This window comes from Pseudomonas sp. Z003-0.4C(8344-21) (assembly GCF_900104975.1).
Taxonomy (GTDB): domain Bacteria; phylum Pseudomonadota; class Gammaproteobacteria; order Pseudomonadales; family Pseudomonadaceae; genus Aquipseudomonas; species Aquipseudomonas granadensis.
In genome coordinates this window covers 3,921,659-3,937,725 of sequence record NZ_LT629756.1, presented here as the reverse complement: position 1 = coordinate 3,937,725, position 16,067 = coordinate 3,921,659, and the positions used below count along the sequence as shown (strand labels likewise).

The following is a 16,067-nucleotide window of genomic DNA, read 5'->3' as shown; positions in this document are numbered from 1 at the left end:
ACTTTCTCCAAGGCACAAAAAAACCCGTCATTCGACGGGTTTTTTCTGGCCAGCGAAGATTACTCTTCGATGTTGCCCATGGCGGTGGTGTTGAAGCCGCCGTCCACGTACATGATTTCACCGCTGATGCCCGACGCCAGGTCGGAGCACAGGAAAGCGCCGGCGTTGCCGACTTCGTCGATGGTGACGTTGCGACGCAGTGGGGTTTGCGCTTCGTTGGCGGCCAGCATCTTGCGGAAGTTCTTGATGCCCGAGGCTGCCAGGGTGCGGATCGGGCCGGCCGATACGCAGTTGACGCGGGTGCCGTCCGGGCCCAGGGAACCGGCCAGGTAACGTACGCCCGCTTCCAGCGAAGCCTTGGCCATGCCCATGACGTTGTAGTTCGGCATGGTGCGCTCGGCGCCCAGGTACGACAGGGTCAGCAGGCTGCCGTTGCGGCCTTTCATCATTTCGCGGCCGGCTTTGGCCAGGGCCACGAAGCTGTAGGCGCTGATGTCGTGAGCGATGCGGAAACCTTCACGGGTGGTGGCTTCGGTGAAGTCGCCGTCCAGTTGGTCGCCTGGGGCGAAGCCGACGGAGTGAACGATGCAGTCCAGACCGTCCCACTTCTTGCTCAGTTCTTCAAAGACCTTGGCGATTTCTTCATCGCTGGCCACGTCGCACGGGAAGCACAGCTCAGGGCTCGAGCCCCAGCCTTGTGCGAACTCTTCGACGCGACCCTTGAGTTTGTCGTTCTGATAAGTGAAGGCAAGCTCAGCGCCCTCGCGATGCATGGCGGCAGCGATGCCGGATGCGATGGACAGCTTGCTGGCGACACCGACGATCAGTACGCGCTTACCGGCGAGAAAACCCATGTGTTGCTCCTCTTTCAGGTTATTGCGCAGTGGCTGGTGCCAGAAAAGCGGCTTCCAGCAACTGCTGTGTATACGGATGTTGGGGGGCGGCAAAGATACTTTGCGCGTCTCCCTGTTCGACCACTTGGCCATGCTTGACCACCATCAGCTGGTGGCTCAGCGCTTTGACGACAGCCAGGTCATGGCTGATGAACAAATACGTCAGGTTGTACTTGGCTTGCAGTGAACGCAACAGCTCCACCACTTGCCGCTGCACCGTCCGGTCGAGCGCCGAAGTCGGCTCGTCCAGCAGGATCAGCGCCGGTTTGAGCACCAAAGCCCGGGCAATGGCGATTCGCTGCCGTTGCCCACCGGAAAATTCATGGGGGTAGCGGTGCCGGGTTTCCGGATCCAGACCTACCTCCTTCAATGCCGCGATGATCGCCGCTTCCTGTTCGGCGGCGGTGCCCATCTTGTGTATCCGCAGGCCTTCGCCAACGATGTCATTGACGCACATGCGCGGGCTCAAGCTGCCGAACGGGTCCTGAAACACCACCTGCATCTCGCGCCGCAACGGGCGAACCTCGTTCTGCGTCAGGCAGTCTAGCTGCTTGCCTTCAAAACGGATGCCGCCCTGGCTGCCGATCAGGCGCAAAATCGCCAGACCCAAGGTGGATTTGCCGGAACCACTCTCACCCACGATCCCCAGAGTCTGACCCTGAGGCAGGCTGAAATTGATGCCGTCCACTGCCTTGACGTGATCCACCGTGCGCTTGAGCAGGCCTTTCTTGATCGGGAACCAGACTTTCAGGTCCTCGACTTCGAGCAGCGGCGCGCCGATTTTATTGCTCGCCGGACCGCCGCTGGGCTCCGCGCCGAGCAATTCCCGAGTGTACGGATGCTGTGGCGAACGGAACAGCTCTGCGCACGATGCCTGTTCGACGATGCAACCGCGCTGCATGACACATACGCGGTGCGCAATTCTTCGCACCAGGTTCAAATCGTGACTGATCAGTAACAGCGACATGCCCAATCGAGCCTGAAGTTCCTTGAGCAAATCGAGGATTTTCAGCTGAACGGTCACGTCCAGCGCGGTGGTCGGTTCGTCGGCAATCAGCAGTTCCGGCTCGTTGGCCAAAGCCATGGCGATCATCACGCGCTGGCGCTGACCGCCGGAGAGTTCGTGGGGCAGGGCCTTGAGGCGCTTGTGCGGCTCGGGAATGCCGACCATCTCCAGCAGCTCCAGCGTACGCCTGGTCGCGACTTTACCGGACAGACCCTTATGGATGCCCAGCACTTCGTTGATCTGCTTCTCGATCGAGTGCAGCGGATTGAGCGAGGTCATCGGCTCCTGAAAGATCATCGCGATGCGGTTGCCGCGAATGTGGCGGATGGTCTTTTCGCTCAGGCCCAGCAGGTTCTGCCCGGCGTAATTGATGCTGCCGGCCGGATGGCGCGCCATGGGGTAGGGCAGCAGCCGCAGGATCGAGTGCGCAGTCACCGATTTGCCCGAGCCGGATTCGCCGACCAGCGCCAGGGTTTCGCCGCGCTTGATGTCGAAACTTACGCCCTCGACCACGCGGTGGATGCGCTCGCCGAAACCGAACTCGACGGCGAGGTCGCGTACTTCGATCAGATTGTCCTGATTCATTTCACTTCCTCGGGTCGAAGGCATCGCGAGCGGACTCGCCGATAAACACCAACAGGCTCAACATCAACGCCAGCACGGCAAACGCGCTCATGCCCAGCCACGGCGCCTGCAGGTTGGATTTACCCTGCGCGACCAGTTCACCCAGCGACGGGCTGCCGGCCGGCAAGCCGAAGCCGAGGAAATCCAGCGCGGTGAGGGTGCCGATGGCGCCGGTGAGGATGAACGGCATGAAGGTCATGGTCGAGACCATCGCGTTGGGCAGGATATGGCGGAACATGATCGCGCCGTTCTGCATGCCCAGCGCTCTGGCGGCCCGTACGTATTCAAGGTTGCGCCCGCGCAGGAACTCGGCGCGCACCACATCGACCAGGCTCATCCACGAAAACAGCAGCATGATCCCCAGCAGCCACCAGAAATTCGGCTGGACGAAACTGGCGAGGATGATCAGCAGATACAGCACTGGCAACCCCGACCAGATCTCCAGAAAACGCTGCCCGGCCAGATCGACCCAACCGCCATAAAAGCCCTGAAGGGCACCGGCAATCACGCCGATGATCGAACTCAGCACGGTCAACGTCAGCGCAAACAACACGGAAATGCGGAAGCCGTAAATCACCCGCGCCAGCACATCGCGGCCCTGATCGTCGGTGCCCAGCAGGTTGTCCGCCGAGGGCGGTGCCGGCGCCGGGACTTTCAGGTCGTAATTGATGCTCTGGTAGCTGTACGGAATCGGCGCCCACAACACCCAGGCATCCTTGGCCTTGAGCAGTTCGCGGATGTACGGGCTCTTGTAGTTGGCTTCCAGCGGGAACTCACCGCCGAAGGTGGTTTCCGGGTAACGCTTGATCGCCGGGAAATACCAGTTGTTGTCGTAATGCACCACCAGCGGCTTGTCGTTGGCGATCAGCTCGGCACCCAGGCTCAGCCCGAACAGAATCAGAAACAGCCACAGCGACCACCAGCCACGCTTGTTGGCCTTGAACAGTTCGAAGCGGCGGCGGTTGAGAGGGGACAGGTTCATCTCAATGCTCCCGGCTTTCAAAGTCGATGCGCGGATCGACAAAGGTGTAGGTGAGGTCGCCGATCAGTTTCACCACCAGCCCGAGCAGGGTGAAGATGAACAGCGTGCCGAACACCACCGGGTAATCACGGTTGATCGCCGCTTCGAAACTCATCAGGCCGAGGCCATCAAGGGAGAAGATCACTTCCACCAGCAACGAGCCGGTGAAGAAAATCCCGATGAAGGCCGACGGGAAACCGGCAATCACCAGCAGCATCGCGTTGCGGAACACGTGCCCGTAGAGCACGCGATTGCGCGTCAGGCCTTTGGCTTTGGCGGTGACCACGTACTGCTTGTTGATCTCGTCGAGAAAGCTGTTTTTGGTCAGCAGGGTCATGGTCGCGAAGTTGCCGATCACCAGCGCGGTCACTGGCAATGCCAGGTGCCAAAAGTAATCGAGGATCTTGCCGCCCAGGCTGAGTTCATCAAAGTTGTTCGAGGTCAGCCCGCGCAGCGGAAACCAGTCCAGATAACTGCCGCCGGCGAAAACAACGATCAGCAGGATCGCAAACAGAAACGCCGGGATCGCATAGCCCACGATGATCGCCGAACTGGTCCACACGTCGAAATGGCTGCCGTGCCGCGTGGCCTTGGCAATTCCCAGCGGGATCGACACCAGGTACATGATCAGCGTGCTCCACAGCCCCAGCGAGATCGACACGGGCATCTTTTCCTTGATCAGGTCGATGACCTTGGCGTCGCGGAAGAAACTGTCGCCGAAATCCAGCTGCGCATAGTTCTTGATCATGATCCACAGGCGTTCCGGGGCCGACTTGTCGAACCCGTACATGTGCTCGATTTCCTTGATCAGCGCCGGGTCCAGACCTTGCGCGCCGCGATATGACGAACCGGCCACCGCCACTTCGGCACCGCCGCCGGCAATCCGGCTGGTGGCGCCTTCGAAGCCTTCGAGCTTGGCGATCATCTGTTCCACCGGGCCGCCGGGCGCGGCCTGAATGATCACGAAGTTGATCAGCAGAATGCCGAACAGGGTCGGAATGATCAGCAACAGTCGCCGAAAGATATACGCCAGCATCTGATTACTCCGTGCCCGCAGGGTCGGCTTGCAGTTGGGTTTCGACTTCTACCGCAGGTTTGGCGTCAGGCTTGACCCACCAGGTATTGATGCCGATGTCGTACTTGGGCGAGGTTTTGGGGTGCCCGATGTGGTTCCAGTACGCCACGCGCCAGCTCTTGATGTGCCAGTTCGGCACCACGTAATAGCCCCATTGCAGTACGCGATCAAGGGCTCGCGCATGGGCCACCAGGCTGTTGCGTGAACCGGCGTTGATCAGGCTTTCCACCAGTTGATCGACGATCGGATCCTTCAGGCCCATGCTGTTGCGGCTGCTGGACTTGTCGGCGGCCGCACTCATCCAGTATTCGCGCTGCTCGTTACCCGGCGAGTTGGATTGCGGAAAGCTGCCGACCATCATGTCGAAATCCCGCGAACGCACGCGGTTGATGTACTGCGAAACGTCGACGCGGCGGATCACCAGATCGATGCCCAGATCGCTGAGGTTGCGCTTGAACGGCAGCAGCACGCGTTCAAATTCGGTCTGCGCGAGCAGGAACTCGATCACCACCGGTTTGCCCGTGGCGTCGACCATTTTGTCATCGACGATTTTCCAGCCGGCCTCTTGCAGCAGTTGATAAGCCTCGCGTTGCTGGCTGCGGATCATGCCACTCGCGTCGGTCTTGGGGTTTTCGTAGGCTTCGCTGAACACCTGGGCCGGCAGCTGGCTGCGGAACGGTTCGAGGATCGCCCGTTGCTCGGCGTCGGGCAGGCCGGTGGCGGCCATTTCCGAGTTCTCGAAATAGCTGCGGGTGCGCACGTAGGCGCCGTTGAACAGTTGCTTGTTGGTCCACTCGAAATCGAAAAGCAGACCGAGCGCCTGACGCACCCGCACATCCTGAAACACCGGGCGGCGCAGGTTGAAGACGAAACCCTGCATGCCGGTCGGGTTGCTGTTGGCGATCAGTTCCTTGATCAGACGCCCCTCGGTCACCGCCGGAACGTTGTAGGCGTTGGCCCAGTTCTTCGCGGTCATCTCCAGCCAGTAGTCGAACTGCCCGGCCTTCAGCGCTTCAAGGGCGACGGTGTTGTCGCGGTAGTAATCGGTGGTCATCGTGTCGAAGTTGTAGAAGCCCCGGTTGACCGGCAGGTCCTTGCCCCAGTAATCCTTGACCCGCTCGTAACGCACCGAGCGACCGGCCTTGACCTCGGTGACCTTGTACGGGCCGCTGCCCAGCGGAATCTCCAGATTGCCTTTGTTGAAGTCGCGATCGGCCCACCAGTGTTTCGGCAGCACCGGCAACTGGCCGAGGATCAGCGGCAGTTCGCGGTTGTTGCTGTGCTTGAACTTGAACAGCACTTTCAGCGGGTCTTCGGCGACGACTTCGGCGACGTCGCTGTAATAGCCGCGAAACATCGGCGAACCTTCCTTGGTCAGGGTGTTGAAGCTGAACACCACATCCTCGGCACGCACCGGGTGACCGTCATGAAAACGCGCTTCCGGTCGCAGGTAGAAGCGCACCCAGCTGTTGTCGTCGGCTTTTTCGATCTTGCCAGCGACCAGGCCGTACTCGGTAAACGGCTCGTCGAGGCTGTGTTTGGTCAGGGTGTCGTAAATTTGCCCGATGTCATCGGCCGGTACGCCTTTGCTGATGAACGGGTTGAGGCTGTCGAAGCCGCCGAAGCCGGCCTGGCGGAACACGCCGCCCTTGGGTGCATCCGGGTTTACGTAGTCGAAATGCTTGAAATCGGCCGGGTATTTCGGCGGCTCGTTGTACAGGGTCACGGCGTGTTGCGGGGCAGCAAAGGCCAGCCCGGCGAACAGCAAGCCGCTGGCCTGCACGAGCAGGGCGCGAACAGGGTTCATCGATCTTTCTCCGAAGACTTCAGCCACCATGCACTCAGGCCCAGGGTGTAGGGCGGCGTGGTGACAAAGGCCAACCGGTTGCGGTAGGCCAGACGGTGATAATTGAGGTACCAGTTGGGAATGCTGTAGTGCTGCCACAGCAGCACGCGGTCGAGCGCTTTGCCGGCAGCGACCTGCTCGTCGCGTGTGCGGGCGGCGAGCAATTGTTCGAGCAGGTGGTCGACCACCGGGTTGGCGATACCCGCGTAATTCTTGCTGCCCTTGACGTTCACTTGGCTGGAGTGGAAGTACTGCCACTGCTCAAGGCCGGGGCTCAGAGTCTGACCCAGCGTCATCGAGATCATGTCGAAATCGAATTGATCGAGGCGCTGTTTGTACTGCGCGCGATCGACGGTGCGCAGGTGTGCGTCGATGCCGATGCTGTTGAGATTGACGATGTACGGCTGGTAAAGACGCTCAAGATTCGGATTGACCAACAGCAGTTCGAAACGCAGCGGCTGGCCGGCGGCGTTTTGCAGACGCTGGCCATGAAGTTTCCAGCCGGCCTCGGCGAGCAATGCCAGAGCTTTGCGCATGGTTTCGCGCGGAATGCCGCGGCCATCGGTGGTGGGCAGGGTGAACGGCTCGGTAAACAGCCTCGCCGGCAACTGATCCTTGTACGGCTTGAGCATCAGCCATTCATGCCCGACCGGCAGGCCGCTGGCGCTGAATTCGCTGTTGGGGTAATAACTGTTGGTGCGCTGGTAGGCGTCGCTGAACAGCGTGCGATTGGTCCACTCGAAGTCGAACATCAGGCCCAGCGCTTCACGGGTCTTCACATCGGCAAACGTCGCGCGCCGGGTGTTCATGAACAGGCCCTGACTCTGGGTCGGGATCTGATGCGGGATCTGCGCCTTGATCACATCGCCACGGCGAATCGCCGGGAAGTTGTAGCCGTTGGCCCAGTTCTTCGCCTGATGCTCGATGTAGATGTCGAATTCACCGGCCTTGAACGCTTCGAACGCCACATCGCTGTCGCGGTAGAACTCGACTTCCATGCGATCGAAGTTGTACTTGCCGCGATTGACCGCCAGGTCCTTGCCCCAGTAGTCCTTGACCCGCTCGAAAATCAGCTGCCGGCCCGGCGTCACCGAGGTGATGCGGTACGGGCCGCTACCCAGCGGCGGTTCGAACGTGGTGGCCTTGAAGTCGCGGTCCTTCCAGTAATGCTGCGGCAGCACCGGCAACTCGCCGAGGCGCAGGATCAACAGCGGATTGCCCGAACGCTTGAGCACGAAGCGGATGCGCTGCTTGTTCAGAATGTCGACGCGCAGCACCTCTTGCAGGGCCGTGCGGTACAACGGATGGCCTTCCTTCAATAACAGGCGATAGGAGAACGCCACGTCATACGCGGTGATCGGCGCGCCATCGTGAAACCGCGCCTCCGGCCGCAGATTGAACACCACCCAGCTGCGATCTTCGCTGTACTCCACCGATTGCGCGATCAAACCATAGCTCGACGCTGGCTCGTCACCGGACGGCGAATACTGCCCGGTGCCGACCATCAACGGCTCGTTCAGCTCGTTGATGCCGTACTGGAGGAAATTCGCGGTAGTGACCGGGCTGGTGCCCTTGAAGGTGTACGGATTGACCGTATCGAACGTGCCGAACGCCATCACCCGCAACGTACCGCCCTTGGGCGCTTGCGGGTTGACCCAATCGAAATGGGTAAATCTGGCCGGGTACTTGAGCGTGCCGAACTGCGCATAACCGTGACTTTCGGTAATCGTCGCGCTTGCGGTTGAGCTCAAGGCCAGGCTGATCAGGAGCAGGGGGAGGGCACGCTTCAAGTCAGATCCGATCCAGCGGCTTGGGCTTTGTGGGCGGTACAGTAACAGCTTGTCTGGACAGGAAAAAGATCATGGGTTAATGCGCGGTTAATCGTTGGAGCGAAGATCGCTCACTCAGGCGTTTGGAGTGGCTGGGCCCCGGGAAAATCAAAAGCCCCTCACCCTAACCCTCTCCCGGAGGGAGAGGGGACTGATCGGAGTGTTTGGAAGAGTTGCGCTGATTTGCGATATCGAGTCGAACTCCAGTTTTGAAAAGCATGGAGATGTGCTCCCTTTCCCCTCGCCCCCCTGGGGGAGAGGGCTGGGGTGAGGGGGATGGATCTCACAGGCGCCACAAAAAATCCGATCCAAAAAAAAGCCCCCGAAAACTCAGGGGCTCTTGCAATCAATGCGGCTGATAAACCGTGAGCATCTGCCCAGGCTTCAAGGCCTTGCCGGCCCCTGGATTCCAGCGCTTGAGATGCTGCATCTGCACGTTGAAGCGCTTGGCCACCACATACAAGGTGTCGCCACGCTTGACCTTGTACTGGGTCTGTTGCTGGCTGTCGTCCTTGCCTTTGGTCTTGCTGTTGGCCGCGACCACCGTGTTGACCCGGCCAGACTTGCGAGCCGGTGCGCGTTTGCTGGTGTCCTGCATCACCAGAGTCTGACCAATCTTGAGATTCTTGCCGGTCAGCTTGTTCCAGCGCTGCAGATCCTTCACTTCGACCTTGTTGGCCTTGGCAATGGAACCGAGATTGTCCCCACGCTTGACCCGGTAAGCGCGCTTGAGCTGCGCAACTTCGGACGGGTCGGCGCCTTCGAACACCGGTTTAAGCGAGCGCGGGCTGATCAGCTCGTCGGGGCGCATGGTCTGCAGACTGGCCGTGAGCAATTGCGCCTTCGACGTCGGCACCAGCAGATGCTGTGGACCGTCGATCGTGGTGCGCTGCTTGAAGGCCGGGTTGAGCTGGAACAGCTCGTCTTCGTCGATGTTGGCCACCGCGGCGACCTTGGACAGGTCCATGCGCTGGTTGATTTCGACAACCTGGAAATACGGTTCGTTGGCGATCGGATTGAGGTTGACGCCGTAGGCTTCCGGCGCCAGTACCACTTGCGACAGCGCCAGCAGTTTTGGCACATACGCCTGAGTTTCCGCCGGCAGCGGCAGGTTCCAGTAGTCGGTCGGCAGGCCGAGCTTTTCGTTGCGCTCGATGGCGCGGCTGACCGTGCCTTCACCGGCGTTGTACGCCGCCAGCGCCAACAGCCAGTCGCCGTTGAACATGTCGTGCAGACGAGTCAGGTAATCCATCGCTGCGGTGGTCGAGGCGGTGATATCGCGGCGACCATCATAGAAGCGGGTCTGACGCAGGTTGAAGTAACGCCCGGTCGATGGAATAAACTGCCACAGGCCTACCGCATCGGCGCGGGAGTAGGCCATCGGGTTGTACGCACTCTCGATTACTGGCAGCAGGGCCAGTTCCAGCGGCATGTTGCGCTCTTCGAGGCGTTCGACAATGTAGTGAATATAGAGACTGCCGCGTTCGCCGGCGTTCTCGAGGAAAGAGGGATTGCTGGCGAACCACAGGCGCTGTTGCTCGATGCGCGGGTTGACGCCCAGGCCTTCCTGCAACTGAAAGCCTGCGCGCATGCGCTCCCAGATGTCCTGAGGCACCTGCGGGCTGGGCTTTTCGGTCAGCCAGATCGGCTTCTGCTTGGCTCGCGCAGCAATGTTCGGCGTATGGGTCGCTTCAGTCTGCGGAGCATGGCTGGAACAGCCCGCCAGCGTGGCGGACACAGCCACCGCGATGGCTTGCGCCAGGCGGGTCAATGCGTCTGAATTGACGGACTTACGTATGGATGACGACATTGGCTGGAAGTAAGTTCCGGGCAAAAATGTCGGGCGATTCTAGAAAGCGCACCCCCCGCGGTCAACCATTCAGAATATTTGTGCCAACAAGCGGGTGACTTAGAACGTATCTTTCCAGGCCCGCAAAGCCGCAAATACCTCACTCGGCGCCCGGTTTTGAGCGCCTGCCCGTTCGTCCACTTTTTGTGTAACCAATGTTTCAGAAGTGCGCAGAAACGGGTTGGTGAGCTTTTCCAGCGCCAGGGTCGAGGGCAGGGTCATGACGCCGTTTTGTCGTTGCTCGACGACTTTTTCCAGACGGGCGGCAATGTCCGCGTTGCCCGGTTCAACGGCGGCTGCAAACTTGAGATTGCTCAAGGTGTATTCATGGGTGCAGTAAACCAGCGTATCTTCAGGCAAGGCAGCGAGACGGCTGAGCGACTGGTGCATTTGCTCCGGCGTGCCTTCGAACAGGCGCCCGCATCCGGCCGCGAACAAGGTGTCGCCGCAGAACAGCAGGCCGTGATGGTAATAGGCAATGTGTCCCAAGGTGTGACCGGGCACTGCGTAGACGGCGAAATCCCAGCCGAGCACGTTGACGCTGTCGTTGTCCTTGAGTGCCACGTCGCGTCCCGGAATGGTTTCGCTGGCCGGACCGTAGACTTTCGCGCCGGTCGCGGCTTTGAGGCGCTCGACGCCGCCGACGTGGTCATGGTGATGGTGGGTGATCAGAATGTCGCTCAGCACCCAGCCCGGATGGCCGTCAAGCCACGCCTGCACGGGGGCGGCATCGCCCGGATCGACGACCGCGCAACGCTGGGTGCGGTGATCCTGTAACAACCAGATGTAGTTGTCGGTGAACGCGGGCAGGGCACTGATCTGTATCATCGTCGGAATCGCCAAGCGGAAAACATTGGCGCATCTTAGTAGTTCCTGGCGCTTTGGAGAATGCGATGAGTGATAAAGCGTTCGCACAGGCTGATCCCGACTGGCTGGCCCTGATCGGCGCAGCCCGTGAATGGCTGTCCGGCCCGCTTGGGCAATTGTTGCTCGACGAAGAGCGGCGCATGCTCGAAGACGAACTGGGGCGGTTCTTCGGCGGTTATCTGGTGCATTACGGGCCATCGGCCGAAACCCCGCCAGCGGCGCCGCAAGTGCAGCGCAACGTGCGCCTTGGTGCGCCGTTACCCGGCGTCGAAATAGTCTGCGAAGAACAGGCCTGGCCGCTGAGCGAGCATGCCGCCGACGTCGTGGTGATGCAGCACGGTCTGGATTTCTGCCTGTCGCCCCACGGTTTGCTGCGCGAGGCGGCGAGCGCCGTGCGGCCCGGCGGACACCTGCTGATCATCGGCATCAACCCGTGGAGTACCTGGGGGCTGCGTCATGTGTTCGCCCACGATGCCCTGCGTCAGGCGCGCTGCATCTCGCCGTCACGGCTTGGCGACTGGCTCAATCTGCTGGGCTTTGCGCTGGAGAAACGCCGCTTCGGGTGCTATCGTCCGCCGCTCGCATCGCCCAAGTGGCAGGCCCGATTGGCCGGCTGGGAACGCAAGGCCGGCGACTGGCAACTGTCTGGCGGCGGCTTCTATCTACTGGTCGCGCGCAAGATCGTGGTCGGTCTCCGGCCATTGCGTCAGGAGCGCCGCGAGCCGATGGGCAAGCTGATTCCGCTGCCGATGGCCAAGGTCAACCGGCGCCGCATCGAACCGTAAACCTTCTTGTTATCTGTGGTCGGGTGTTTCCGGCCGCGGTCATTGTCGATCCGTGATTGGCAAGACAGGCATTTTCTGGAAAGACTGGCATGAGCGAAAGCGTTGAAAGCGTCGACACCGTAGAGCTGTTCACCGACGGCGCCTGCAAAGGCAACCCCGGTCCGGGCGGCTGGGGCGCGTTGCTGGTGTGCAAAGGCGTCGAAAAAGAGCTGTGGGGCGGCGAAGCCAACACCACCAACAACCGTATGGAACTGCTCGGTGCGATCCGTGGCCTGGAAGCGCTCAAGCGCCCATGCGACGTGCTGCTGGTGACCGACTCGCAATACGTGATGAAAGGCATCAACGAGTGGATGGCCAACTGGAAAAAGCGCGGCTGGAAAACCGCGGCCAAGGAGCCGGTGAAGAATGCCGACCTGTGGAAGGAGCTGGACGAGCAGGTCAACCGCCACAACGTCAAATGGAAATGGGTGCGCGGGCACATCGGTCATCACGGCAACGAGCGGGCCGACCAACTGGCCAACCGTGGGGTGGATGAGGTTCGCGGTTACAAGCAGAGCTGATGTTTTGCTGATGGACCGAGGTGGGTTCAATCGCCAGCAGGCTGGCTCCCACAGGGATTTGTGAAAACCCGTTTCCAGTGTGGGAGCCAGCCTGCTGGCGATGCGGTCTCCACGGTCTGCCTGAAACACCCCGCCGAGCGTGGTAACATCCGCGCCTTTGCACGATTGACCCGTTGAGAGCTGAACACTGATGGCCACCAGATCCGTTGTACTCGATACCGAAACCACCGGCATGCCGGTGACCGATGGTCACCGGATCATCGAAATCGGCTGTGTCGAACTGATCGGTCGGCGCCTGACGGGCCGGCATTTTCACGTGTACCTGCAACCGGATCGTGAAAGTGACGAGGGCGCCATCGGCGTTCACGGCATCACCAACGAATTTCTGGTCGGCAAGCCACGCTTTGCTGAAGTCGCCGAGGAGTTCTTCGAGTTCATCAAAGGCGCGCAGCTGATCATCCATAACGCGGCGTTCGACGTTGGCTTCATCAACAACGAATTCGCCCTGATGGGGCAGCACGATCGCGCCGACATCACCCAGCATTGCTCGATCCTCGACACCCTGATGATGGCCCGGGAACGTCACCCGGGGCAGCGCAACAGCCTCGATGCGTTGTGCAAACGTTACGGCGTCGACAACTCCGGCCGTGAACTGCACGGCGCGTTGCTCGACTCGGAAATTCTCGCCGACGTTTACCTGACCATGACCGGTGGCCAGACCAGCCTGTCGCTGGCCGGCAACGCCTCTGACGGCAATGGCACGGGTGAGGGCGCCGACAACTCCGCCACGGAAATCCGTCGTCTGCCGGCCGATCGCCAACCGGCGCGCATCATTCGCGCGACCGAAGAAGAGCTGGCGGCGCATCTGGTGCGGCTGGAGATCATCGCCAAGTCGGCCGGCGCCCCGGCGCTGTGGACGCAGATCGCCGAAGCCGACGCGCAGGCATAAGGCGCTGTCAGTACTGACAAGTGGCCACCGTCGCCACATCCGCTGCAACCCTCTACCCTGAGTACATTGGCAGATGAAAATCAAGGAATGAGGACTTTTCCCAGTATGCGTCCGGTCATGAATCCAAAATACCCAGGGCTGTCGGTGCGTGTCGCCGACGACGGCTTTGCGCCGTATATCTGGGGCAGCGATTTCAGTTTCGAAGTTGCGGCGTATGGCGCTGCGGTGATCGGCAAGCCTGTCGAGCAATGGCAGGTGACGCCGATCGTGCCGTATCGCAAGTGCTACGGCATCGATCCCGAGGAGTTCAGCGCCTTTCACAATGCGCCCGACAGCGCGATTTTCATGGCTCATCTCGATGACGAGCCGGTCGGCCATCTGGTGATCAGCACCAACTGGAACGGCTTTGCCCATATCGATGAGCTGGCAGTGCATGCCCCGGCCCGGCGTCATGGCGTGGCCAAGGCCTTGCTCGATGTGGCGCAGTTCTGGAGCCGCAAGAAAAAGCTCCCGGGAATCATGCTCGAAACCCAGAACAACAACCTCGGCGCCTGTCGGCTGTATGAGCGTTGCGGTTACGTGATTGGCGGTATCGATCAGTTGCGCTATCGCGGCATCGACCCGAACACCGCTGAAGTGGCGCTGTTCTGGTATCGATTGTTCGATAATCCGTTGGAAAACCCGCTTAGCTCGATAACATCGCCTCGGCTTGTTCCGTGATGATCGCCAGCAAGGTTTGAACCGCTGAGGACGGCGCGGCGTGCTTGAACGTCAGCGCATACACGCTGATCGGCACGGCCGGTGACAGCGGGCAAACGTCAAGTCCGCCTGCGCGGGCGCCCAGTGCGGTGAACGGGTCGACGATGGCCAGACCTTCGCCAGCCTCGACTATGCAACGCATCATCTGCTGGGTTTGCACGCGGGTCTGGATGCTCGGCGCCGGGCGTAGCGCTTGCAGCTTGTTTTCCAGTGCCGGGCTGAGCGGGTCCTGACCTTCCAGGCCGATCATCGCCTGGCCGGCCAGGTCCTGTAGGGAAATGTATTTCTGCTTCGGTTGCAGCCAGCCGTGCGGGGCAAGCAACTGCAATTTGCCCTGGGCCAGTGGCTGGCAGTCGATATCGGCATGTTGAGGATCGTGCAGGCTCAGGCCGAGATCGCTTTCACGCAGCAACAGGCTGCGGACGATATCGCGAGTGGAGGCGCTGAGCAGGCTGCAAGGTGCGTCCGGCAGGCGTCGACGCAGGGCGGCGAGGCTTTGTGGCAATAACTGTTGCGCCAGCGGCGGTGTGCCGATAATGCGCAAGGGCGGGGCGAGGTATTGCTTGAGGCTGCCGGCCAGGCGTTGCACGGGTTCCAGTGCGGCATAGACGTGGGCGATTTCGACCTGCAACGCCCGTGCTTCGGCGGTCGGTTGCAGACGCCCGCGCACACTGGCGAACAGCATGAACCCCAGCTGACTTTCGGCTTCGCGCAAACGCTCTTCGACCTCGGTCACCGGCAACTGCAACCATTCGGCGGCGGTGCCCAGATGACCGGTCTGCAAGAGCGCCTGAATCACTTCGATGTGGCGTAAACGCATGCGTGAAGTCCGTGTTCAGCAGGTGAGGGCGGTGCTGAATCCTACCCCAACTCTGCGCACATGACTCCTGCTCATGACGCCGGCTTATTGAGCGGCGATCGGCTCGGGCTCGCGAATCAGCGTAATACCCGATTGCACCAGCAGGTATTCGCTTTCGCTGACCTTGTTGATGCGGTCACCAATGGCCAATTTGTAGGTGGTGACGGGCTCCGAGCCGGTGAAGCCGTCTGCAGACGGGTTCGATTCCTGGAATTCATGCACGGAATAAACGCGGCCTTCCGCATCTCTTGCATGAAACTGACCGACGAGTACTGCTGCCATCTGCTTAAAACCTCTGGAGATAAAACGCTTGATTTGCGGCTTGGTAGACCGTCATCAAGCTTGGTAAGTTTTCCTACAACGAAAAAATATTCCTCGCGCAGGAAAAACCAATGATCGCTGGTGAAATCGCCAACACATCATCTATAACTAGCGACTCTTCCCACAGACCATCGAGAGTCTTCCATGAGCAATGTCTACAACGTCGCCGTAGTGGTCGGTAGCCTGCGCAAAGCTTCGATCAATCGCAAGATCGCACTGGCACTGGCTGAACTGGCGCCGGCGAACCTGAAACTGGAAATTGTCGAAATCGGCGATCTGCCTCTTTACAACGAAGACATCGATGGCGATTTGTCGCCCGCAGCCTACAGCACTTTCCGTCAGAAAGTGGCGTCATCCGACGCGGTGCTGTTTGTCACCCCTGAATACAACCGTTCGATCCCGGCACCGCTGAAGAACGCCATCGACGTCGGTTCGCGGCCTTATGGCAAGAGCTGCTGGAGCGGCAAGCCGGGTGCGGTCATGAGTGTTTCGCCGGGTGCGATCGGCGGTTTCGGGGCCAATCAGCATCTGCGCCAGACCTTTGTGTTCCTCGATATTCACTGTTTGCAACAGCCGGAAGCCTATCTGGGCGGCGCGGGTAATGCGTTTGACGAGGCGGGCAAGCTGAGCGAAACGGTCAAACCGTTCCTGCAGAAATTCATCGATGCCTACGGCCAGTTCGTAGAGCAACACAAGAAATAAACCGAACGCGGTCCCTTGCAGGAGTGAGCCTGCTCGCGAGCGGTGTATCAGTCAGCATTATTGTTAACTGACAGACCGCTATCGCGAGCAGGCTCACTCCTACGGTTTTTATCTGTCTGACT

At 60.4% G+C, this 16,067-nt stretch carries 15 protein-coding genes; 5 read left to right on the top strand and 10 right to left on the bottom strand.

The annotated features are described in order from the left end of the window. Positions 1 to 59: 59 nt before the first annotated feature. The 8 genes from fabI to gloB form a co-directional block, all read right to left on the bottom strand. Entirely contained in the window at positions 60 to 854 is a 795-nt protein-coding gene (gene fabI, locus BLU24_RS17775) for an enoyl-ACP reductase FabI (RefSeq protein WP_090282903.1), read from the bottom strand. Between the two features lie 19 nt (positions 855 to 873). Beyond that, a complete protein-coding gene (locus tag BLU24_RS17770) occupies positions 874 to 2,484 on the bottom strand; it encodes an ABC transporter ATP-binding protein (RefSeq protein WP_090282904.1) in 1,611 nt (536 codons plus the stop codon). Position 2,485: 1 nt separating this feature from the next. Next, on the bottom strand, positions 2,486 to 3,505 hold the full coding sequence (locus BLU24_RS17765) for an ABC transporter permease (RefSeq protein ID WP_064587187.1): 1,020 nt from the start codon (positions 3,503 to 3,505) through the stop codon (positions 2,486 to 2,488). 1 nt (position 3,506) lies between these two features. Then, positions 3,507 to 4,580, bottom strand: a complete 1,074-nt coding sequence (locus BLU24_RS17760) for a microcin C ABC transporter permease YejB (RefSeq protein ID WP_090282905.1) — start codon at positions 4,578 to 4,580, stop codon at positions 3,507 to 3,509. Positions 4,581 to 4,584: 4 nt separating this feature from the next. Then, positions 4,585 to 6,426, bottom strand: a complete 1,842-nt coding sequence (locus tag BLU24_RS17755) for an extracellular solute-binding protein (protein WP_093102261.1) — start codon at positions 6,424 to 6,426, stop codon at positions 4,585 to 4,587. After that, positions 6,423 to 8,255 (bottom strand): extracellular solute-binding protein, encoded by a 1,833-nt coding sequence (locus tag BLU24_RS17750; RefSeq protein WP_093102259.1) that lies wholly within the window; start codon positions 8,253 to 8,255, stop codon positions 6,423 to 6,425. Before BLU24_RS17750 ends, BLU24_RS17755 begins: the two co-directional genes overlap by 4 nt. A gap of 385 nt (positions 8,256 to 8,640) precedes the next feature. Then, positions 8,641 to 10,104: a transglycosylase SLT domain-containing protein gene (locus BLU24_RS17745; protein ID WP_090282908.1), complete on the bottom strand. Its 1,464-nt coding sequence runs from the start codon at positions 10,102 to 10,104 to the stop codon at positions 8,641 to 8,643. Positions 10,105 to 10,203: 99 nt separating this feature from the next. Continuing rightward, positions 10,204 to 10,971, bottom strand: a complete 768-nt coding sequence (gloB, locus tag BLU24_RS17740; protein WP_093106807.1) for a hydroxyacylglutathione hydrolase — start codon at positions 10,969 to 10,971, stop codon at positions 10,204 to 10,206. Between the two features lie 65 nt (positions 10,972 to 11,036). Here gloB and BLU24_RS17735 point away from each other — a divergent pair, with 65 nt between their 5' ends. The 4 genes from BLU24_RS17735 (at position 11,037) to BLU24_RS17720 (ending at position 14,024) form a co-directional block, all read left to right on the top strand. Then, positions 11,037 to 11,795, top strand: coding sequence for a class I SAM-dependent methyltransferase (locus BLU24_RS17735; protein ID WP_090282909.1), 759 nt, complete (start codon positions 11,037 to 11,039; stop codon positions 11,793 to 11,795). An 89-nt stretch (positions 11,796 to 11,884) separates the two neighbouring features. Further along, positions 11,885 to 12,355 (top strand): ribonuclease HI, encoded by a 471-nt coding sequence (rnhA, locus tag BLU24_RS17730; protein WP_093102256.1) that lies wholly within the window; start codon positions 11,885 to 11,887, stop codon positions 12,353 to 12,355. A gap of 190 nt (positions 12,356 to 12,545) precedes the next feature. Then, the gene (dnaQ, locus tag BLU24_RS17725) at positions 12,546 to 13,304 is read left to right on the top strand and encodes a DNA polymerase III subunit epsilon (RefSeq protein ID WP_093102254.1); all 759 of its coding nucleotides are present in this window, start codon (positions 12,546 to 12,548) and stop codon (positions 13,302 to 13,304) included. A 105-nt stretch (positions 13,305 to 13,409) separates the two neighbouring features. Continuing rightward, positions 13,410 to 14,024: a GNAT family N-acetyltransferase gene (locus BLU24_RS17720; protein ID WP_093102252.1), complete on the top strand. Its 615-nt coding sequence runs from the start codon at positions 13,410 to 13,412 to the stop codon at positions 14,022 to 14,024. Here the strand turns inward: BLU24_RS17720 and BLU24_RS17715 are convergent. After that, positions 13,990 to 14,883 carry a LysR family transcriptional regulator gene (locus BLU24_RS17715; RefSeq protein WP_093102250.1) on the bottom strand — a complete coding sequence of 298 codons (894 nt, stop codon included), beginning with the start codon at positions 14,881 to 14,883 and terminating at the stop codon, positions 13,990 to 13,992. The two genes, BLU24_RS17720 and BLU24_RS17715, sit on opposite strands and share 35 nt — an antisense overlap. 84 nt (positions 14,884 to 14,967) lie before the next feature. After that, positions 14,968 to 15,204, bottom strand: coding sequence for a hypothetical protein (locus BLU24_RS17710; RefSeq protein WP_090282914.1), 237 nt, complete (start codon positions 15,202 to 15,204; stop codon positions 14,968 to 14,970). A 183-nt stretch (positions 15,205 to 15,387) separates the two neighbouring features. Between BLU24_RS17710 and BLU24_RS17705 the strand changes: the two genes are divergently transcribed. Then, complete coding sequence (locus BLU24_RS17705) at positions 15,388 to 15,945, top strand: NADPH-dependent FMN reductase (RefSeq protein ID WP_093102248.1); 558 nt, start codon at positions 15,388 to 15,390, stop codon at positions 15,943 to 15,945. Positions 15,946 to 16,067: the final 122 nt, after the last annotated feature.